Here is a 20,080-nt window from a genome sequence, read left to right as displayed (position 1 = left end):
TGAGCAGAGTTTTTCCGAGCCTGCTCGCGCTCAGGAACGGTGATCTTTCCGCAGTGTTCTCTCTCTGCCGGCTGACGGTCGGCGCATGAAATGCAAGGAGAACACTATGACCTACACCATCAAGTCGATCGCTCTCGCAGGTATTCTGGCCACCGCCGCGCCCGTTGCGGCCCTGGCTCAGGCTGACGTCTCCACCGGAACGGACGCTGGCGCATCGGTCTCGGCGCAGGCTGCAGGCGCTGATGTCGGCGCAAGCGCGGATATGGGCGCATCGACGGACGCCGCAACGACTGCGGGCTCGAATGGTGGAATGGGCCAAGATGGGTCGGTGAAGACCTATGGTCAGCTCGTCGCGGACCTTCAGGCCAATGGCGCTGCGTCCACCGACCAGTTCGCCGATTATGAAGTGGGAACCGATGGCGAAGCCGAGATCGTCGCCCTGTCCGATCTGAAGGGTAAAGGCGCCGAGAATGGCTCCGCGGCTCTTGAGAACGCAATGGGCGCTGACGTGGATGCCGATTACAGCCAGCTTCCGTCCAGCGTCTTCGACGGCACCGACTACACGCCCGAGGATGTCGCTGCCGCCTATATCAACGCCGAAGGCAATCTGATCGTCGTGGTCGACAACAACGCCTGATCACCTTCGACGATACATGATCCCGAAGCCCCCTGTCCTACGCGACAGGGGGCTTTTTTGTGCCTGACATCTACTGATAATGCAGCGCATCGATCGGATCGAGCCGGGCCGCCCGCCGCGCGGGAAAGTAGCCGAAGACCATCCCCACCACGGCGGAGAAGCCGAAGGCGAGGGCGATGACATTCAGGCTGGGCGAGAAGGGGATCGCCATGATCTGCGCCGCGACATAGGCGAGGCCGAGGCCGAAGAGGATGCCGATGATCCCGCCCAGAACCGACAGCACCACCGCCTCGACGAGAAACTGCATCAGGACCTGATGCGCCTGCGCGCCGACCGAGAGGCGGATGCCGATCTCGCGGGTCCGCTCGGTCACCGAGACCAGCATGATGTTCATGATACCGATCCCGCCCACGAGCAGGCTGACCGCCGCGACGGAGGAGAGCAGGCCGGTGAGAACCGAGTTGACCGAATTGAGCATCGAACTCAGTTCCGCCATGTCGAAGACCGAGAAGTCGTCGTCTTCACCGATCGCGATACGGCGACGCTCGCGCATCAGCGCCTCGATATCGGAGGTGGCCCGCTCCACGGAGGCCGTCCGGGCCACCTGAAGCGAGATCGAAGAGACGTCCTGACTGCCCATCAGCCGCCTTTGCACCGTTCGGACCGGCATCAGCACGAGGTCGTCCTGATCCTGCCCGAAGGACCCGGCGCCCTTGGACTTCAGCACGCCGATCACCTCGCAGGAGATCGACTTGATGCGGATCTTCTCGCCGGTCGGATCGGTCGCGCCGAACAGGGTCGTCCGTACGGTCTCGCCGATGATGCAAAGATTGGCGCCGCTGCGGTCCTCCGCCGGGGTGAAGCTGCGCCCGAGCGCGATCGTCCAGCCTCCGATCTCGAGATAGGGCGACGTCGTGCCGGTGATCGATGTCGTGCGATTGTTGTTACCGAAGACCGCCGTGGCTGCGGTCGAGACGACAGGCGCGACGGCCGAGAGGCTGCTCAGGTCCTCCAGCGCTTCTGCATCCGAAAGCTTGAAGGGCGGGGCGGTATCGCGCGATCCGGGCCCCATCATCCGCGCCCCCGAGCGCAGCACCAGCACATTCGTCCCGAGCGATTCCACATTGGCCGAGACCTGCTCGGAGGAGCCTTGCCCGACGGTCACCATCGCGATGACGGCGGCGACCCCGATCACCACGCCCAGCACGGTGAGAAAGGACCGAAGCGCGTTGCGGATGATCGCGGTGAGCGCGAGGCGGATGGTTTCCCAAAGCATCACAGCGCTCCTTCGTGCATCTTCTCGTCGCGCACGACGCGACCATCGGTGAAGACGACGAGGCGGGAGGCATAGGCGGCCATATCCTCCTCATGCGTGACCATCACGATGGTCAGCCCGGACTCGCGGTTGAGGTCCTGCATCAGGTTCATGATCTCGACGCTGCGTTTGGTGTCGAGATTGCCCGTGGGCTCGTCGGCGAGCATCACCATCGGCTCTCCCGCCAGCGCCCGCGCGATGGCGACGCGTTGCTGCTGACCGCCCGAGAGCTGCGACGGCGTGTGATCCTCGCGTCCCTCGAGCCCGACCCGCGCCAGAGCCTGACGAGCCCGCGCCACACGCTCGGCCTTGCGCATCCCCTTGTAGATCAGGGGAAGTTCGACATTTTCCAGCGCGGTGGTGCGCGGCAAAAGGTTGTAGCCCTGAAAGACGAAGCCGAGGTAATGCCGGCGCAGCAAGGCGCGCTGGTCGCGGTTCAGGGTCGCCACTTCGACACCGTTGAACAGGTAATTCCCCGCGGTCGGCCGGTCGAGACAGCCGATGATGTTCATCGCGGTCGACTTCCCCGACCCCGAGGGCCCCATGATCGCAAGGAATTCCCCCGGTTCGACGCGAAGGTCGACGCCATCGAGGGCGCGCACGAGGGTTTCGTCGTGGCCATAGTGGCGCTCGATCCCGCGCAGCTCGAGAAGCGGCTCACTCATCGCGATGCATCCCGCTGATCGGTGATGACCTGATCGCCAACGGCCAGATCGCCCTCGGTGACGATCGTGAACTTGCCGTTCGTCGCCCCCGGTGTGACCGCCACTTCGACGGGGGTGCCGTCGCGAAGAACCCAGACGGATTTCCCGCTCGCGGTGCCGCTCTCCGAACTCGGTCGGCTCGGTATCACGAGGCCGATGAGCCCGCTCGCGCCATTGCCCGCATCTTCGACCTCTTGCGGGGGCGCGTAGCGCAGCGCCGCATTCGGGATCAGAAGCGCGTCCTTGGCCTCGTCCACGGTGATCGTCGCCGTCGCGGTCATGCCGGGGCGCAGGAGAAGATCGGAGTTGTCGACCGCCAGCACGCCCTTGTAGGTCACGACATCGTCGGTGGTCTCGGGGGCGTAACGCACCTGCGTGATCGTCGCCGGGAAGGAGCGACCGGAATAGGCGTCGACGGTGAATGTCGCGTCATTGCCGACCGCGACCTGACCGATATCCGCCTCGTCGATATCGACGAGCAGCTGCATCCGGCGCAGGTCCTCGGCCAGCGTGAACAGGGTGGGCGCGGACAGCGAGGCGGCCACGATCTGACCGGCCGAGACATTGCGGTCCAGAACGACGCCGTTGATCGGGGAGCGGATGACCGATTTCTCCAGATCGTCCTTCTCCAAAGCGAGGTTCGCCTCGGCCAGCGTCAGCGACGCTTTCGCGGCCTGAACCGAAGCTACGGCGCGATCACGCTGCGCGATATAGGTGACGAAGGTGCTGTGCGTCGAAACCCCGCGCCGGTCCAGTTCGGCCTGTGTCTCATAAAGCGCCGTCGCTTCCTTCTGCGTGGCTTCGGCCTGTGCGAGCTGCGCCTTGGCGGCCGCGAGCGCGGCTTCGGCATTGGCGACCTGCGCCTTGAATTTCGTGTCGTCGAGCCGGGCGAGGACCTGACCCACTTCGACCTCGTCGTTGTAATCGACATCGATGCTATCGAGCGTGCCCGACAGCTCCGAAGAGACCTCAACCTCCGTCGTGGGCTGCACCGTGCCGGTCGCGGTGACCGTGACGGTCAGATCGCCGCGCGTGACCTCTTGCGTCACATAGCGCGTGCCCGTGGTGTCGCCGGAGGGCGCAAGCCACAGCCACGCGCCGATCGCGATCACGACGGCACCCGCGCCAAAGGCCCAGAGTCGCCAGGGGCGTCCGCTCTTCGCAGTGGACAGCATTTTTTCGATTTCGTCGCGGCTCTGGCTTGGCATAGGTCTTCCGTTCCGGTGTCTCTTCCCGCAGGGCAGGGCAGGTTTACTACGTGCCGGAGCATGAACCCCGTCGCCCGCTATGGCTTTGCTCTAGAACAAGAAAGGAAAAAGAAACGCGCTTGTGATCGCTGGGGCGATGAATTTGTGACCTGTCTTTACTCTCGACGCGGAAAGCCTGCGCAGGAGAGTGTCAAAGGACGGTGCGCGTGAGGGTCTGGATCACCGTCTGAGAATAGCCGTCAGCTTCCACGGTGCTCAGCTCCAGATCGAAGCGGCTGCGGCTCCCGTCGGGGGCGAGGACCGTGAGATCGTCGATATCCGAGGCGCGCTCCATCTGATGACGCGCATATTTCGCGCCGCGCAGGTTCGGCGGGAGCTTGGCGTTGATGAGCCCCGCGATCTCTTCCGCGCCGGTCAGCACGCCGAAGGGAGAGGCGGTCGACCAAACCCCGTCGGGATGAAACAGCTTTGCGGCCGCCGCACCATCGCGCCGGTCCACGCAATCCAGAAAGCGCATCAGCAGCGAGCGCTCGGAACGTCTGGCGGCGTAATGGGTGTGAAGCAGACGGTGCGCGGTCGGCGAGTTCGGCGCGCCCAGTTCCGAGGCGTAAAGCGCCTGCACATCCGCATTCTCATAGGAGCGACGGCGCGGCGCCTTCGCATCCACACTGTAGATCGCCTTGGCGCGTTTTTGCAAAATATGCGGGTCCATGGATTTCGGCTCGCCACCGCCGCCGAGGCAGCCGCCGACGCAGGCCATGACTTCGATCGCGACATAGTCGTCGCGCCATGCCTCGTCTTCCAGCATGCGCTGGGCCGACGCGATCCCGTTGCACACGGCCACCGTGCCGACGCCGGGAATGGTGGCGGTTTTCACGCCCTCGCGGACGCCGCGCAGCGCCTCCCATTCCAGCGGCAGATCGTGCTCGACCCCTTTGAAATGCGCAGCCGTGCGGACCATCGCCTCCATGACACCGCCGGAGGCGCCGAATATCTGGGCGGCCCCGGTGCTCTCGCCCAGCGGGCTGTCGAATTGCCCGTCCTCGGAGAGCGCCCCGAACGGGATGCCCCGCGACCGGATCATCCGCGCCAGTTCGCGGGTGGTGAGCACATGATCCACGTCGCCGGAGACGCCGGGGCGCTGGGCCTCGTCCTTCTTGGCGGTGCAGGGCATCACGCTCACGACATAGGGCTCGGCTTTGCCGTCCGCGAAATCGGGCCCGAGGGAGCGTGAAAAACGGCCCCGTTTCGCGATCGCGCCATGCATCTGCTGGGGGGATTTGGTCGTGCTCAGATGCGGCAGAAGATCGGGGCGGTTCAACTCGACCCAATTCACCCAGCCCGGACAGCAGGAGGTGAACAGCGGGAGCTCCGTCCCGGCTTCGAGCCGCGACAGCAGTTCGGTGCCTTCCTCCATGATCGTGAGATCGGCGGCGAAATTGGTGTCGAATACGTAATCGAACCCCAAGAGTCGCAGCGCGTTGATCAAGCGCCCCGTGCTGACGGTGCCCGGCTCCAGTCCGAATTCCTCGCTGATGGCGATGCGGGTCGCCGGGGCCACCTGAACGACGGAGACGCGCCGATGGGCGTCGAGCGTGTGCAGCACCGCGTGCCAATGCGGAGCCTCGATCAGCGCGCCGACAGGGCAGACAAGCGTGCACTGGCCGCAGGAGATGCAATTGGTCTGCGACAGCGGCACGTCGAAGACCGTGACGGGGCGGCGGTCAAATCCGCGATTGGCGAACCCGATGACATTCTGGTTCTGCACGCTGTCGCCGCAGACCTCCGCGCAAAGCCCGCATTCGATGCATTTCGACAGATCGCGCCAGATGCTGGGGGAGGTATGATCGGTCGCGAGCTCTTCCGAGGCGGCAGGCGCCCCCGCGGGCATCTTCGGCCAACGCTCCTCCCATTGGTTCTCATGGACAAGACGCTGGAGCTGGCACGCCCCGTTCACCTCGCAGCGCATGCAGTCATTGGGATGACGCGCGAGCAGCCATTGCGCATCGGCTTTCCGAAAGGCTGCCAGCGCCTCGGTGTCCGTCGCCACGACATCGCCCTCCTTCGCCAGAGTGCGGCAGGCCGGTTGCGGATTATGGGTGCCCTCAATCTCCACGAGGCACATGCGGCACACGGCATGGGCGGGCAGGCCGGGATAATGGCACAGCGTCGGGACATGGATGCCCGCCTGCTTCGCCGCCTCCAGCAAGCTGCTGCCCTCGTCGACTTCGACGTGCCGCCCGTTGATCGTAAGCGTGATCATGCGAAGGGACCTCCCGTCTCTTTAGTATAGCAGAGGCATGGCTCGCGGCAGAAGTCCCGCCTTCGGCCCGCCCGCAATCGCGTCCTTTCCAGCAGTTTCCCAATTTTCGGGTCAGTCGTGCTACACTGAAAGCCGATGGTGCTCGAAAGGACGACGTAAATGGCCCGAGCCACCCGGATATTTCAGCCCGCCTCACACTGGGGTCTCGGCAGCTACTGGCAGGGCGAGTGCCCGCCATGGATCGCGCTCGTCGTAGTGCTGATCGGTGGGCGGTTGGCTGTCGCCGAGCTGTGGCACGCCTTGTCATCGCCGCTCTCGACGCCGCTTTTCGCGTTGCTGTTCCTCGCGGATATGACACTGGCGCTGTGGCAACTGGTGGGCGCGTGGCGCAGCCTGTCGCATTGGATCGACGCGCAGGCGCAGGGGCATGTGCTGCTGGCGGGGCGCGTGGCGGTGGTGGCGGTCGCGGTGGTGACGGTGGCCCATGCGCTCGATCAGGCCGCGCGGCAGACCACTGCCCTGGCGCCGATCGCCTACGCGGGGCCGCAGCCTTTGGAGGTGCGCAACGGCGTCGCTTATCTGACCGGTGATATCGGCTACGATCTTCTGGCGCGGTTCGAGGCGACCCCGGCGACGGGCGTCTCGGCGGTCGATCTCGACAGTGCCGGCGGGCAGGTCTTCGCCGCGCGGGCGCTGGCGCAACGCGTGCTGGCGCGGGGGCTGAGCACGCAGGTGACGAAACGCTGCTATTCCGCCTGCACGCTGATCTTCATGGCGGGCGCGCATCGCGATCTTGGGCCGGAGGGCACGCTGGGCTTTCACGGCTATAGCTTGAAAGCCTATCCGCTGCCGATCGATGTCGCGAAAGAGGAAGCGATCGACCGCGCCTTCCTGCGCGATCGGGGCGTGACGGCCAGCTTCTCCACACGCGCCTTCGCGACACCGCATCGCGATATCTGGCGCCCGGACCGCGAAGTGCTCGCCGCCGCAGGTGTGCTGCGCGACTAAGGCTCGGCCTCGACGTCGCTCTGGCGCCATGCCGGAATTCCCGCTAATTTTCAGCCATGAAAATCCTCCTCTCAGCCCTGTTTTTCTGTGTCCTCGCGGGGACGCTGAACGCACAGCCTGTGCGGGCGATGATCGGACCTCCGGCGCCCGATCTGCGCTGCACCGAGGACGGGCGCCGCTGCATCGGGCTGAAAAACTATTTCGCCGATACCTGCGGGCTTATAGAAAACGCGGCGCAGGAGGCGGGGATCGACCCGGGCTATTTCGCGCGGCTTCTCTGGCGCGAAAGCCGGTTTGATCCGGCGGCAATCAGCCCCGCGGGTGCGCAGGGGATCGCGCAGTTCATGCCCGGCACGGCGCGGCTGCGCGCGCTTGCCGACCCGTTCAACCCCGCCGAAGCGATCGAAGCGTCGGCGCGCTATCTGGCCGAGATGGCGACGCGCTTCGGCAATCCCGGTCTCGCGGCGATCGGCTATAACGGCGGCGAGGACCGCGCGGCGGGGTTCATCGCAAAGACCGGCGGGCTTGCGGGCGAGACCCGCGCCTATGTGCGCGCAATCACGGGCCATTCCGCGGAGGATTGGCGCGACGCCCCGCCCGAGGAGGTGGATTACCGGCTCGATGGGGAGACGCCTTTCCTTGCGGCCTGCACCAAACTGGCGAAGGGCCGGGCGATCCGGGAATTCCGCGATCCTGTCCCGCCCTGGGGCGTGATCGTGGCCGCCGGGCGCACCCAGCGGTCGGCTGAGGTGTTCGGGAAACGGGCCGCGGCGCGTCATTCCGGCGCGATTGGGGACGCCAAGCTGCGCTTCGTGCGCGCGGTGATGCCGGGCTTCGGCCGGCGCGCGCAATACACCGCGCAAGTCCCGGCAGGTTCGCGCAAAGAGGCGCTGGCGACCTGCGAGAAAATCCGCGGACAGGGCGGGTTCTGCAAAGTCATCCGCAACTGAGGCGTTTTCGCGCTGGAGGCTAGCGCGCCCCGCGCCTAATCTGCCGCCGATACGGATGAGGACGCCCCATGGAAGACACGATCGAAATCGCGCGCGAAACCCCGCTGGGCGCGGATCTTGCAGAGCTTCACGCCCGCCACGCTGCGGCGATGCACGAAGATACGCCGCCCGAGTCGATCCATATGCTGCCGCCAGATGCGCTGGCTGCGCCCGGCATTTCCTTCTTCGTGATGCGGCAGGCGGGGCGCCCGGTTGGCATGGGCGCGCTGAAGCGCATCGCGCCCGATGAGGGCGAGATCAAATCGATGCATATCCTCTCCGAGATGCGCGGGCAGGGGCTCGCGCGGCGGATGCTCGAGGCGCTGATCGCGGCGGCGCGCGACGAAGGGATGGCGCGGCTCTATCTCGAGACCGGATCGCAGGACTCCTTCGCCCCGGCGCGCCAGCTTTACCTGCGTGCGGGCTTCGCCGAATGCGGGCCTTATGTCGGCTACCAGCCCGATCCGAATTCCGTCTTCCTGATGCGCGCGATCTGAACTTGCACCACGCGCCCCGATCGCGCATTTAGGGGGCCACGCGGTCCCTTAGCTCAACTGGATAGAGCAGCTGACTTCTAATCAGCAGGTTCGGGGTTCGAGTCCTCGAGGGATCGCCAAATTAGAATTCAGAACTAGTAGCTGCTGAGCAAGCTAAATAGTAAATAGGCCGCCCCGTCGGGACGGCCTTTGTGTTATCTAGCGGCGATCATAATCACCAGCGTCAGAACAGAGGCAACTGCCCCTACGATGTCGCTGACATTTGCCAACGTCGCGATGTCCAGCATAGCGAACCTCTCGGTTACGTTATGCCTGCTTTGGAGCGCGTCCCAGCGCAGGCTTCTGCCCCGTTTAGCTATGCATCTCTTTGTTGCGTTTTTAGCTTACGCTCCACAACGATATATAGTCTCCCGTAGTGCATCGCGCAACGTTTGGTACAATATTTAGTGGATTTTTGCCTTTTCTTGAACGCTGCTCCTCCGTTTCCCCACTCAGGCCTCCGCCTGCGACTTATTCAACCTCATTGTCCGAAAACAAGGAAACGCGCTCTGAATCGCGGCAAGCTTCTTTTACGCCCGGATGTCAAAGGCATGCGGCGGAGCTACCATGGAGGTTCAAAATGCGTATTTTTCTTCTTGTTCTGCCTGCGGCGCTGAGCGTTGCCGCCTGCAACCCGACGCCGGGTCCCTATGCGAACGGTCCCTATACCGGTCCCGGCCCCGGCCCGCGCACCACCTACAGCTATGACAGCATCGAATATGGCCGCATCGTTTCGGTGCAGCCGGTCACGATGCGCCGCACCACAGACGGCGACCAGATCGTCGGCGCGGTCACGGGCGGCCTCGTCGGCGCGGTGATCGGGCACCAGTTCGGCTCCGGAACCGGCAAGGACGTGATGACCGGCGCGGGCGCGATCGCGGGCACAATTATCGGCAGCAACGTCGCCAGCCAAGGCGGCACCTACACGTCCTATGCGTGGACCGTGCGGCTCGACAATGGTGGTTCGATTACGGTCATCCAAATGTCGAACCAGTTCCGCGTCGGTGACAGGGTGAGCGTCGTGCGCAGCGGCAATCAGGTTTACCTGCGATAACGCCACTGGGCACAGGCTTGAGTGAGGGTGCGACGTCGTTTTGCGTCCTCACTTGGGCCTGATCCGAAGGGCGCGCAGGGCGTTCAGGATCACGGCGACGTCGATCGCCTCCTGCAAGATGGCGCCCTCCACCGGCGTGAGGTAGCCATAGGCGGCCGCGATCATGCCGAGCACCGAGAGGCCGATCCCGGCGGCGACGCTCTCGAAGGCGATCCGCCGCGAGGATGCGGCGATTTCGATGCCCGCGCGCAGTTGATCGATCCGGTCGACGAGAAGCACCACATCGGCCGCTTCCGCCGAGGCGGCGGCCCCGCGCGCGCCCATGGCGACACCGACATCTGCGGCGGCAAGCGCGGGCGCGTCGTTCACGCCATCGCCCACCATCATGACCGGCCCGTGTTTGCGCTCGGAGAGCACGAGGAGAACTTTCTGGTCCGGTGTGAGGCCTGCGCGCAGCCCGTCGAGGCCGAGCCCCTCGGTCACGCGTTCGGCCACATCCGTCCGGTCGCCGGTGGCGAGCAGAATCCGTTCGATCCCCTCGTGGCGCAGCCCGTCGAGCATGGCGCCCGCATCGTCGCGCAGCGGATCGGCCATCACCAGATGCCCGGCCATGCGCCCGTCCACGGCGACCGCGACGAGAACCGCCCCGGCGGCCATCGTCGGGTGGTCCCCCGGTTTGCGCCCGACGCGTGCCGCCACGAAATCGTCGCCGCCCACGATGACCTTGCGCCCTTCGACATGGCCCACGACACCTTCGCCCGCGATTTCCGCCACATCCGACGGGACGGGCAGGGTGAAACCGCGCTCTTTCGCGGCGGTGACGATCGCCTGTGCCACCGGGTGTTTCGAGGCCTGATCGAGGGCTGCGGCGAGGCGCAGGATCTCGTCCTCCTCCATCCCGTCGTGACTGTCGATCGACACGATCTGCGGGCGGCCTTCGGTCAGCGTGCCGGTCTTGTCGAGGACCAGCGTGCCGATGCGCGCCATCGTCTCGAGCGGTCCCGCCCCCTTGATCAGCACGCCGTAATGCGCCGCGCGCGAGAGCCCCGCGACCAGAGCGACCGGCACGGCGAGGATCAGCGGGCAGGGCGTGGCGACCACGAGAACCGCAACGGCCCGGATCGGGTCTCCGGTGAACCACCAGGCCGCGAAGGCGATGACGAGGGTGACCACCAGAAAGCCCAGAGACCAGCGATCCGCGAGGCGCGACATCGGCGCCTTGGAGGCCTGGGCTTCCTCGACTAGCCGGACGATCCCGGCATAGGTACTGTCCTTCGCAGGCCGCACCGCCAACAGATCGAACGCCTCGCCCGCATTGGTCGAGCCGCTCATGACGTCGGCCCCATGCGCCAGACGCACCGGCAGAGACTCCCCGGTCAGTGCCGAGGTGTCCAGAAAGGCCGTCTCGGAGGCCAATGTCCCGTCCACCGGCACCACGTCGCCCTGATGGATCAGCAGCCGATCCCCGGGGGCGATCTCGTCGAGCGGAATATCCTCCAGCCCGCCGTCACGATGCCGGGTCGCGGTCCGCGGGACACGCGAGAGAAGGTCGTGCATCTCACGCCGGGCGCGGCCCTCGGCGAAGCTCTCAAGAAAGGTGCCGCCGGAATACATGACCGCCACGACCGCCGCGGCGAGCGTTTCGTCGAAGACGAGGGCGGCCGTCATCGAGAGTGCGGCCACGATATCCAGACCGACTTCGCCGCGGCGGAGGCTGCGGGAGATCTCAAAAACAAGCGCGGCAAGGGTGGGCACGACGCCAACGATCCAACTGGCTTTCGCCAAGGCGTCCGCGCCAGCCGCCCAGAAGGCGAGGCCCACCACCAGCGCCGCTACAGCAAGCGCGAGGAGGGCGAGCTTCAGACGGTCGGTTCCGCGCTGTTCCATCCGGTCTGTGGTCCTTCTGCACGTCTCACGGTCGATGGCGCCTCACATCTCCAAAGCGTGCGCGCCGTCACCGTGATAGCGCATCCCGGTGATCGGTCCAGCCTCCAATTCGGTTTCGCGAATGTGCTTCGGTCAGCGCAAAGGCGCGCGGCTGCGATCCGGAGTGAAGACGAGCGCGATCACAGCGATCAAACCCGCCACGAGCATGTAAAGCGCGGGGGCGGTGACCATGCCGGTCGCGGCGATGAGGCTCGTGGCGATCATCGGCGTGAGGCCCCCGAAGATGCCGAGGCCGATATTGAAGGCGACGGAATAGCCCGAGAGCCGGTCCCGCTCGGGGAACATTTCCGCGAACAGTGCGGGGCCGGAGCCCAGCGGCACGGCCAACAGGAGGAAGGTCACCGCATGGGCGATGACCACGGGCAGCAATGCGCCGCCCGACACGAGCATCCATTCGTGCAGAGGCCATGCGACCAGCGCCAGCAGCCCGATCGCCAGGGCGATCCAGACCCGACGCGGCACCCACCGGTCGCCCACGATCGCCGCCAGCGGCATCGCCGGGATCACGAGGACCGTCATCGCGGTGTTGATCAGCAGCGCCGTGTCCCGCGCCATCAAGCCCTGACCCGACAGCCATTCCGGAAGATAGACGAAGGCGATGTAGTAGCAGGTGCCGTAGCTGGCCGCGAAGGCCACCGCCAGAAGCGTCTCTCTGCGGTTCGTCGTGAAGGCTTCGAGCAGAGGCGATGTCTCGTCGCGCCCCGCGTGATGCTGCTGGAAATGCTCTGATGTGTGCAGGTTGCGGCGGATCAGGATTGCCACTGTGCCAAGGAGCGCGCCGCCGAGGAAGGGCAGACGCCACGCCCAATCCGCAAGCGTCTGCGCATCGAAGAGGTTCGTCACGAGCGCTGCTGCCCCGACCCCCAGAAGCGAGCCCGACATGGAGCCGATATTGGCCCAGCTCCCCGTCAGGCCGCGTTTCTTCAGGGGCGCGGTTTCGACAAGATATGTGGCCGAAGACGAGAACTCCCCACCGACCGACAGGCCCTGCAACAGGCGCACCAGAACCAGAAGCGCCGGCGCCAGAACGCCGACCTGCGCGTAGGTCGGCAATATGCCCAGAAACAGCGTCGGCATCGCCATCATCACAACCGATATCTGCATCGTGCGCGCGCGCCCATAGCGGTCGCCGAACCAGCCGAATACCGCTGCGCCAAGCGGGCGCATCAGGAAACCGGCCGCGAAGATCCCGTAAGTCGCGATCAGGCCCGCAGTCGGGTCGTTGGACGGAAAGAAGACCGGGGCGATGACGCCTGCAAGATAGCCGTAGAGCGCGAAGTCATACCATTCGACCACGTTGCCGATGAAACCGGCCATGATCCGATGCCGAAGCTCCGCCGGTTTTGCTGTGCTTCCGTCCGGTGCCATGGTCGAGCCTCGCGATTTTCTTTTTATCTTCGCGACATAGGTAGCCTTTTCTTCGGGCCGGACGCAAATCGTGGCCCAAAAACCTCGGTCTGCAGGGGCAGTTCCGTGTCCGGTGGCCTCACGGCATCTGCGCTACCATGGCCAGGTCGAGGTCCAGGGTCGCGATCAATCCGTCTGGCGTGAAATCGCGCGAGAAGCTACCGCCTAGCGAGGTGGACACGGTGAGCCGACAAAGCGATGTGCCGAACCCTTTGTTTTCGTCCTTGCCGGATCCCGATTCGGTGATGCCGGGCTCTTTCCATGCGAGCCTAAAGCGCTCGTCCTCGATCTCTGCGCTAATCTCGACGCCGTGGCCGCTCTGCGACAGGCCCCCATATTTCACCGAATTCGTCGCGAGCTCGAAGAGAACGAGCGTCAGGGGCGTGATCGCGGCAGGGCGCACCTGAATATCCGGAAGCGAGGTCTGGACGCTCGCCCCTTCGCTGAAGGGTTTCAGGATGGTGCTCACGAGATAGGACAGCGGCATGCCATCGGGTTGTTCACCCGAAGGGTCGTTCACGGTCATCGAGTTGAGCGACGCGATCGCGTGCAGGCGGCTGCGCATCTCGGAACTGAGCTGCTCTGCGCTGTCTGCCTGCCGCGCGGCGACGGCAATCAGGGACGCGGCCACGGCGAAGGCGTTGCCGACCCTGTGGCGCATCTCGGACAGCAGCAGCCTTTGCTGCTCCGCCAGTTGGTGTTGCAAGGTGATGTCGCGCGCGATCTTCGACGCGCCGACGACTTGGCCATCGGCATCGCGCACGGGCGAGACGGTCAGAGACACCGGAACGGGGCTGCCGTCCTTGCGCTGGCGGATCGTCTCGTAATTGGCGATCCGCTCGCCGCGCCGCAGACGGGCGATGAAATCGACCTCCTCATCCATCCGGTCGTCGGGAAAGATGATCGTGATCGGCTGACCGATGGCTTCTTTGGCAGTGTAGCCGAACAGGTTTTCCGCGCCGCGATTCCAGCTCAGGATGATGCTGTTGAGGTCCTTGGTGACAATCGCATCTTCCGAGCCTTCCACAATCGCAGCCAAATGCTGTTGGATGCTTTCTGGTGAGTCCATGACAGGTCTGGCCTCCGTGCTCCTCGGGGGACACACATACTAAAAGGTGCATATCAAGTATAGCCCATCGCGGTCGGGGCGGGAGCGCGCGCGATGGCTTTGAAAAATCATATCATTTCGCCGGGGTCAGCGGCGACGCGCTCACGGTCGTTCCAGAACGAAATCCGGAACGATGCCGCAGGAGGCGATGGCCGCCTGCGCGTCTTCGCCGCCGAAGAAACCGTATCCCGCGATCAGGGCAGAGCGGATTCCGGTCGCCTGTGCGCCGAGAATGTCGGTGTGCAGGCTGTCGCCCACCATCAGCACGCGCGCAGGATCGACCGGACCGAGACGCGCGAAGGCGATGTCGTAGATATTGTTGAAAGGCTTGCCGTAGAACTCGGGCGAGATGCCCGTCGCATCGGCGAGCCTATGCGCGAAGTGACCCGGCTCCTGCGAGAACCCGACCTCACGGGGGGCGACGATATCGGGATTGCCGACCCAGACCGGGCGCGGGTTGTCGCGGAGGGACGCTTCGAGCAGGTCTTGTCGCTCTTCGGTCCAGTCCGCCGCGCCGATCAGCAGGAAGCCTTCGGCCGCGTCATAGGCGGTGCGGTCTTCGGCGAGCCATGTGACGTCGAACTGATCCAGCTCGTCATCGCCCGTCGTTTGGCTCGCCATCAGGCCCCAGGCCCGGGCAGGCGCTTCGCGCAGGGCTGCAACGAGAGCGGTGCGACTGGTGACGACATCCTCGGGCGCGAAGTCATAGCCGAGCCGTGCGTATTTCCGCATCAGGCTGTCATGCGGGACGCCCGCCGCGTTCGACACGACCATCACCCGCTTGCCCTGCGCTTGCAGCGCCGCGACGCGCTCGGGCGTGCCTTCGATCGCGGTCTCGCCGATATTGAGCACGCCGAACGCATCGAGCAGGAAGACGTCGAACAGATCGGCAAGTTCCGAGAGATCGCGGGCCATCTGGCTTGTCGTGCCCGCGCCCGGGGAGGGCAGTCGATGGCGCGCGCGCTCATAAGCTACGAGCGCTTCCTGCGCGGTCATTGTCATCAGAGGATCGTCCCTTGCACCTTCGCCGATATCCGTTCGCTTACCACTACTGCGGCAAGGATCACCAGCAGGTTCAGGCGTGCGGCGCGCTGGCATTCCTGCCCTTGTCAGAGGCGTCACTTCGCGAGCAACACCTCCACGGCGTTCTCGCGCAGCGCCTCTTTCAGATCGGCGGGCGGGGCGCGGTCCGCCACCACCGAGGCGAGCGCGCCTAGCGTGGCGGCGCGGGTGAAGCCGTGAATGCCGAATTTCGACCCGAGGATCAGCAGCATTCCGGCCTGCGCCTGCGCAAGCATCACGCGCTTGATCGCGGCAAAGCCCGGAATGGTCTCGGACACGCCCTCGATCGAGAGCGCGGTCGCGCCGATCACCGCTCGGTCGACGTGATGGCGCGACAGGAATTCGAGCGTCTCTTCGCCCACGACCGCCGATTCCGTCGGCAGGTAATTCCCCGGGGCAAGGATCACCTCCGCCCCCTCGCTCCCGCCCAGAAGCATCGCGATGGGCAGGGAATTGGTGATGACGCGGCAGGGCGTGCCTGCCATGGCGAGAAACCGGGCCATCTGCTGCGTGGTCGAGCCGGAATCGATCATCAGCGTCTCGCCGGGTGCGACCTGCGCTGCGGCCATGCGCCCGATCCGCTCGCGTTCCTGAAACTGGTCGCGTTCGCGCTCGTCCAGCGTCGGGTAATGGCCCGGATCGGGGCGCGAGGCCCCGCCATGCGCGCGGTCGATCAGCCCCTTCTCTTCGAGCGCATCGAAGTCGCGCCGGATCGTCTCCGTCGAGACGCCGAACTGCGCCGCGAGTTGCGAGATGCGCAGGTGGGGGCGCAGCTTCAACTCGAACAGGATCTGCTCGCGCCGGTCGCGTTTGCGCAGTCGCTGTCCCTCTTGTTTCACGCTCGCATCCATCGCTTTTCCCGAAGGTGAGAAAACTCACCGAACTTTAAAATTGATGTGGTCTATGCCGCATAAATTCAAGAAAAATGTTGCGAACCCCACATTTTGATGCAGTTTAACGGGGTAGAGCCGCGTGGTCGTAGAGGGAAACCGAAGCCGAACGCGGGATTTGGGAGAGCTTATGATCTATTTCCTGATCAATCTCGCGGGCGCGGTGGCGCTGCTGCTTTGGGCGGTTCGTTTGATCCGCACCGGGGTCGAGCGCGCCTTCATGGCCTCGCTGCGCCAGTTCCTGCGCCGCACGGCGGGCACGCGGATCAGCGCGATGGCCGCGGGGACGGGGGCGGCGATGCTGCTGCAAAGCTCGACCGCCGTCGCGATCCTGACCGCCGGTTTCGCCGCGAGCGGGACGTTGGCCGCCGTGTCGGGCGTGGCGCTGGTGCTGGGCGCCGATCTGGGCTCGTCGATCGTGGCGCAGATCCTGCTCTCGCCGATCCATGTTCTGGTGCCCGCGCTTCTCGTGATCGGGGTGACGCTGTTTCTCAAATCAAAAGCCCGCCGTCCGCGCCAAGCGGGGCGTATCTTCGTGGGGCTGGCGCTGGTGCTGCTCTCGCTCGGTCTGATCGGCGAGGCGACGGCGCCCCTGCGCGACAGCGAACTGGTCGATGCGGTGCTGACCCGGCTGGGTAGCGATCTCGTCTCGGCCTTCGTCCTCGGGGCCTTGCTGACATGGGCGATGCATTCCTCGATCGCGGCGGTCTTGATGTTCGTGACCTTCGCGGGCCAGGGCCTGCTGCCGGGGACGGGCGCAGCGGCGATGGTGCTGGGCGCGAACCTCGGCGGGGCGATCATCCCGGTGATGCTGACGTTGTCCGCCGATCCGATACCGCGCCGCATCATGGTCTCGAATTTCGTCCTGCGCGGGGGCGGGGCCGCGCTGGTGCTGATCGGTCTGATGGCTTTCCCGCATGCGCTCGACTTTCTGGGCGCGACGACGGCGCGGCAGGTGATCAACCTGCATCTGGTCTTCAACCTCGGCGTCGCGATCCTGTCGCTTCCGCTGATCCCTGGGGTGTTGCGCCTTGCCGAGGCGGTCGTCGTCGAGCGCAAGGACCTGTCGCCCTCCCGGATCACCGCGCTCGATGAAAAGGGGCTGGGTGACGCGGGTCATGCCCTTGGCAATGCCGCGCGCGAGTTGCTGCGCATGGGCGAGCAGGTCTTGGAGATGCTGCAGCCGGCGCTCGGGCTTTTCGTCCGTTGGGATCCGGAGGTCGCCGCCCGTATCAAGCGCAACGAGAGCGAAGTCGACCGCATGCATTACGAAATCAAGCTCTATGTCGCGCGGCTCAATGAGACGCGGCTGAGCACCGAACAATCGCGTCGCGCGATGGAGATCGCAATGGTGGCGAACCATCTCGAGGATGCGGGCGATCAGATTTCGACCAATCTCGTCGATCTCGCCCAGCGCATCCACGAACGCGGCCTGACATTCTCGGATGAGGGGCTGCGGGAGCTGACCGATTTCCACGACCGCGTCACCTCGAACACGCGTCTTGCCCTGAACGTCCTGATGTCGGGGGAGATCGACGATGCGCGCCAGTTGGTCGAAGAGAAAGACCGGACTCGCGCCGCTGAGGCCGAGTTGCAGGCGGCCCACCTTGCCCGGCTGCGCGCGAATAACAGCGCCTCTATCGAGACCACGAATATCCATCAGGAAACCGTGCGCGCGCTGAAGCAGATCAATACGGACGTGACCTATGTCGCCTATCCAATCCTCGAACAGGCAGGCGATCTGCGCGCAACGCGCCTGACCGGGTGAGCTAAGCGGATGGGGATGTGGGGACGTGGCCGCTGTTTGAAGTCAGCTTGCCTGCCCCGAGAGCTGAAGCAACTCCTCACGAAGTCTCAGCGCGAGCGGAGACAGGGGCCGTCGGCGCAGGCCCAGCAGGTAATAGGACGACACCCGAAATTCCTGCTGGATGCGCAGAACCGCGAAGCCCGCATTGACCGGGTCCCGGATCAGAAGCTGCGCAACCTCTTCCGAGACGGCGGCCACGGCGTCGCTTTGCGCGAGATAGGCGATGGTGAACAGCAGCGACGGGCTGTTCACGCAGTCGCGCGGCTCGGAGAGGCCCAGCGCTGCGAAGGCCTCGAAGGTCGCCTCCCGGATCGGCGCGCCGCGCTGTTGCAGGATCCATTCGTAGTCCCCAAGCTCGGTCATCGTGACGAAGGGCGAGAGGGCCAGCGGGTGATTTGCGCGCACGAGAAAGACGATTTTCTCGTCGCGCATCGGGGTGATGTCGAAAAGCTCGCTGTCGAACTCGGGCAGAACCCGGGCGAGGATGAAATCCATCTCTCCCGCCGCGAGATATCCCAACAGATCGCGTGACGGCAGAACCTCCACCGAGATATCGCTCTCGGGCGAGGCGCGTTTGACGGCGCGGATCGCGGGCACGAGATAGCCCACCGCAGGACCGGTCACCGCGCCGATCCGCACGCGCCCGGCATGGCCGCTGCGCAGCGCCTCGATGTCGGAGCCCATGCTCTCGAGTTCGCGCAGAACGGCCCGGGCGCGGCGCAACACGGCCAGACCGATCTCTGTCGGCTCCATCCCCTTGGGCTGCCGGGTGAACAGCGGTGCGTCGACCCGGCGCTCCACCTCGGCGAGCATCCGGGACGCGGCCGGCTGGGTCATGGCGCAGCTTTCGGCGGCGAGCTGGAGTTGCCCGGACTCTGCTACCGCCCGGATGAGACGCAGCTGCGCAGGTTTCAGCATCAGGTGAGAAAGGGGCATATCACTTTCGGTATGCAGATTGCGTTGAATGTAATTTTATCATCATGCTCTCACATTGCTAGTGTTTCTCCCACGCCCGGTATCGGGCTGCGCGAGGAGGACAGACGGGTCGCGCACCGTCATAGGGAGGACACCATGAAAATCAAAACCGCCGCCGCAGTGCTGGCGATCGGCACCGCTATGCTCGGTTCCGGAGCTTGGGCCGAAACCGTAGGCATCTCGATGCCGACCAAATCGTCGGCTCGCTGGATCTCTGACGGCAACTCGATGGTCGAACAGTTCCAGGCCGCAGGCTACGACACTGACCTGCAATATGCGGAAGACGATATTCCGAACCAGCTCGCTCAAGTCGAGAACATGATCACCAAGGGCGTGGACGTTCTGGTGATCGCGGCGATCGACGGCACGACGCTGTCGAACGCTCTGGCCAACGCGAAGGCCGCCGATATCAAGGTCATCGCGTACGACCGCCTGATCCGCGACACGCCGGATGTCGACTATTACGCGACCTTCGATAACTTCAAGGTCGGCGTGGAGCAGGCCAATTCGCTGGTGCAGGGGCTCAAGGAGCGTTTCCCCGACACGAAGCCGTGGAATGTCGAACTGTTCGGCGGCTCGCCGGACGATAACAACGCCTACTTCTTCTATAACGGCGCGATGTCGGTGCTGCAGCCGCTCATCGACTCGGGCGATGTCGTGATCCCGTCCGGGCAGATGGGCATGGACACGGTCGGCACGCTGCGCTGGGACGGTGCGGTCGCACAGTCGCGCATGGATAACCTTCTGTCGGCCAACTACACCGACAAGCAGGTGCAGGGTGTGCTCTCGCCCTATGACGGGCTGTCCATCGGTATCCTGTCCTCGCTCAAGGGCGTGGGCTACGGCTCGGGCGACATGAAGATGCCGATCGTCACCGGTCAGGACGCTGAAGTGCCTTCGGTGAAATCGATCCTCGCGGGCGAGCAATATTCGACCATCTTCAAGGACACCCGCGAACTGGCGAAAGTCACCGTCGGCATGGTCAACGCGATGCTCAAGGGCGGCGAGCCCGAGATCAACGACACCGAGACCTATGACAACGGCGTCAAGGTGATCCCGTCCTACCTGCTCCAGCCGGTGCCGGTGGACAAATCGAACTGGGAAAAGGTTCTGATCGGCTCCGGTTACTACACCAAAGATCAGATCGAGTAAGCCGGGCCTCCCCGACTT

General features: G+C 64.9%; 17 protein-coding genes and 1 tRNA gene. 8 read left to right on the top strand and 10 right to left on the bottom strand.

The features are described from left to right. Positions 1-106: 106 nt before the first annotated feature. Entirely contained in the window at positions 107-637 is a 531-nt protein-coding gene (locus BMI86_RS13700) for a hypothetical protein (protein ID WP_078541904.1), read from the top strand. Between the two features lie 70 nt (positions 638-707). On the opposite strand, the gene BMI86_RS13695 is transcribed toward BMI86_RS13700, so the two are convergent. The 4 genes from BMI86_RS13695 to BMI86_RS13680 all read right to left on the bottom strand — a co-directional run bounded on the left by BMI86_RS13695 (position 708) and on the right by BMI86_RS13680 (position 6,127). After that, positions 708-1,913: an ABC transporter permease gene (locus tag BMI86_RS13695; protein WP_078520321.1), complete on the bottom strand. Its 1,206-nt coding sequence runs from the start codon at positions 1,911-1,913 to the stop codon at positions 708-710. Then, positions 1,913-2,617 (bottom strand): ABC transporter ATP-binding protein, encoded by a 705-nt coding sequence (locus BMI86_RS13690; RefSeq protein WP_078541903.1) that lies wholly within the window; start codon positions 2,615-2,617, stop codon positions 1,913-1,915. Before BMI86_RS13690 ends, BMI86_RS13695 begins: the two co-directional genes overlap by 1 nt. Continuing rightward, entirely contained in the window at positions 2,614-3,831 is a 1,218-nt protein-coding gene (locus BMI86_RS13685; protein WP_246831714.1) for an efflux RND transporter periplasmic adaptor subunit, read from the bottom strand. Before BMI86_RS13685 ends, BMI86_RS13690 begins: the two co-directional genes overlap by 4 nt. A gap of 223 nt (positions 3,832-4,054) precedes the next feature. After that, complete coding sequence (locus tag BMI86_RS13680) at positions 4,055-6,127, bottom strand: [FeFe] hydrogenase, group A (protein WP_078541901.1); 2,073 nt, start codon at positions 6,125-6,127, stop codon at positions 4,055-4,057. A 159-nt stretch (positions 6,128-6,286) separates the two neighbouring features. Here BMI86_RS13680 and BMI86_RS13675 point away from each other — a divergent pair, with 159 nt between their 5' ends. The 5 genes from BMI86_RS13675 to BMI86_RS13655 all read left to right on the top strand — a co-directional run bounded on the left by BMI86_RS13675 (position 6,287) and on the right by BMI86_RS13655 (position 9,714). Then, the gene (locus BMI86_RS13675; protein WP_078541900.1) at positions 6,287-7,135 is read left to right on the top strand and encodes a hypothetical protein; all 849 of its coding nucleotides are present in this window, start codon (positions 6,287-6,289) and stop codon (positions 7,133-7,135) included. Positions 7,136-7,263: 128 nt separating this feature from the next. Further along, positions 7,264-8,085, top strand: a complete 822-nt coding sequence (locus tag BMI86_RS13670) for a lytic transglycosylase domain-containing protein (RefSeq protein ID WP_246831713.1) — start codon at positions 7,264-7,266, stop codon at positions 8,083-8,085. A 68-nt stretch (positions 8,086-8,153) separates the two neighbouring features. Further along, positions 8,154-8,621: a GNAT family N-acetyltransferase gene (locus BMI86_RS13665; protein ID WP_078520315.1), complete on the top strand. Its 468-nt coding sequence runs from the start codon at positions 8,154-8,156 to the stop codon at positions 8,619-8,621. 42 nt (positions 8,622-8,663) lie between these two features. After that, a tRNA-Arg gene (locus BMI86_RS13660) sits at positions 8,664-8,740 on the top strand. A 500-nt stretch (positions 8,741-9,240) separates the two neighbouring features. Then, positions 9,241-9,714, top strand: a complete 474-nt coding sequence (locus BMI86_RS13655) for a glycine zipper 2TM domain-containing protein (protein WP_078541898.1) — start codon at positions 9,241-9,243, stop codon at positions 9,712-9,714. Positions 9,715-9,762: 48 nt separating this feature from the next. Here the strand turns inward: BMI86_RS13655 and BMI86_RS13650 are convergent, their stop codons facing one another. The 5 genes from BMI86_RS13650 to BMI86_RS13630 all read right to left on the bottom strand — a co-directional run bounded on the left by BMI86_RS13650 (position 9,763) and on the right by BMI86_RS13630 (position 16,077). Next, the gene (locus BMI86_RS13650) at positions 9,763-11,601 is read right to left on the bottom strand and encodes a heavy metal translocating P-type ATPase (protein WP_078541897.1); all 1,839 of its coding nucleotides are present in this window, start codon (positions 11,599-11,601) and stop codon (positions 9,763-9,765) included. Positions 11,602-11,733: 132 nt separating this feature from the next. Continuing rightward, positions 11,734-12,978, bottom strand: a complete 1,245-nt coding sequence (locus BMI86_RS13645; RefSeq protein WP_078541896.1) for an MFS transporter — start codon at positions 12,976-12,978, stop codon at positions 11,734-11,736. A 169-nt stretch (positions 12,979-13,147) separates the two neighbouring features. Continuing rightward, positions 13,148-14,137 carry a PAS domain S-box protein gene (locus BMI86_RS13640; protein ID WP_078541895.1) on the bottom strand — a complete coding sequence of 330 codons (990 nt, stop codon included), beginning with the start codon at positions 14,135-14,137 and terminating at the stop codon, positions 13,148-13,150. A gap of 141 nt (positions 14,138-14,278) precedes the next feature. After that, the gene (locus tag BMI86_RS13635; RefSeq protein ID WP_348638955.1) at positions 14,279-15,178 is read right to left on the bottom strand and encodes an HAD-IIA family hydrolase; all 900 of its coding nucleotides are present in this window, start codon (positions 15,176-15,178) and stop codon (positions 14,279-14,281) included. A gap of 116 nt (positions 15,179-15,294) precedes the next feature. Then, positions 15,295-16,077: a DeoR/GlpR family DNA-binding transcription regulator gene (locus tag BMI86_RS13630; protein ID WP_246831712.1), complete on the bottom strand. Its 783-nt coding sequence runs from the start codon at positions 16,075-16,077 to the stop codon at positions 15,295-15,297. A 181-nt stretch (positions 16,078-16,258) separates the two neighbouring features. Between BMI86_RS13630 and BMI86_RS13625 the strand changes: the two genes are divergently transcribed. Next, entirely contained in the window at positions 16,259-17,896 is a 1,638-nt protein-coding gene (locus tag BMI86_RS13625; protein ID WP_078541893.1) for a Na/Pi cotransporter family protein, read from the top strand. Positions 17,897-17,938: 42 nt separating this feature from the next. Here BMI86_RS13625 and BMI86_RS13620 read toward each other — a convergent pair whose 3' ends face one another. Next, entirely contained in the window at positions 17,939-18,853 is a 915-nt protein-coding gene (locus tag BMI86_RS13620) for a LysR family transcriptional regulator (protein WP_246831724.1), read from the bottom strand. A 153-nt stretch (positions 18,854-19,006) separates the two neighbouring features. Here BMI86_RS13620 and chvE point away from each other — a divergent pair, with 153 nt between their 5' ends. After that, positions 19,007-20,062, top strand: a complete 1,056-nt coding sequence (gene chvE / locus BMI86_RS13615; RefSeq protein WP_078541891.1) for a multiple monosaccharide ABC transporter substrate-binding protein — start codon at positions 19,007-19,009, stop codon at positions 20,060-20,062. The last annotated feature ends 18 nt before the right edge of the window (positions 20,063-20,080 follow it).

The sequence above is a fragment of the Thioclava sp. DLFJ5-1 genome (genome assembly GCF_002020115.1).
Classification (GTDB): domain Bacteria; phylum Pseudomonadota; class Alphaproteobacteria; order Rhodobacterales; family Rhodobacteraceae; genus Thioclava; species Thioclava sediminum.
This window is presented reverse-complemented; position numbering and strand designations above follow the sequence as displayed.